Raw genomic sequence first — 393 nt, 5'->3', positions numbered from 1 at the left:
ATCTGGAATTCCATCGTTGTCATCGTCTGGATCCTTAACATCTGGAATACCATCTCCATCTGTATCGCGTTGAATTTTAACTGGAACTTTGACTACAACTTCTTCTGTGCCTTTTTTCAGTTTAACTGGAATTTCGACTGTGCGTTCTTCTTCTTTTGGTTCCCAATTGTCTACTGTTGGTGTTCCTACTAGATTTCCGCCGTTATCAACTGTTAAACCATTTACTGGTTTATCTGTTGTAATCGTTGTACCTGGTTTGTTTGGTGTGATTACCTTAGTATTTGCTGGTACAGGTGTTTTTTCTGGGACAGTTTTTCCTGTTACTTTTCCTGTTAATTTATCCGCTACTTTTGGATTTGCATCTTCTGTATCTGGAATTCCATCGTTGTCATC

Annotated in this window: 1 pseudogene; it reads right to left on the bottom strand. The window is 38.7% G+C overall.

Annotated elements, in window-relative coordinates:
* Window positions 1–393: pseudogene (locus HMPREF2837_RS11360) on the bottom strand (YSIRK signal domain/LPXTG anchor domain surface protein); the annotation flags it as partial.

Source organism: Streptococcus sp. HMSC071D03 (genome assembly GCF_001812125.1).
In the GTDB taxonomy this organism is placed as follows: Bacteria; Bacillota; Bacilli; order Lactobacillales; family Streptococcaceae; genus Streptococcus; species Streptococcus pseudopneumoniae_N.
Note: the sequence above shows the minus strand (reverse complement) of the source record. Positions and strands in the feature narration are given on the sequence as shown.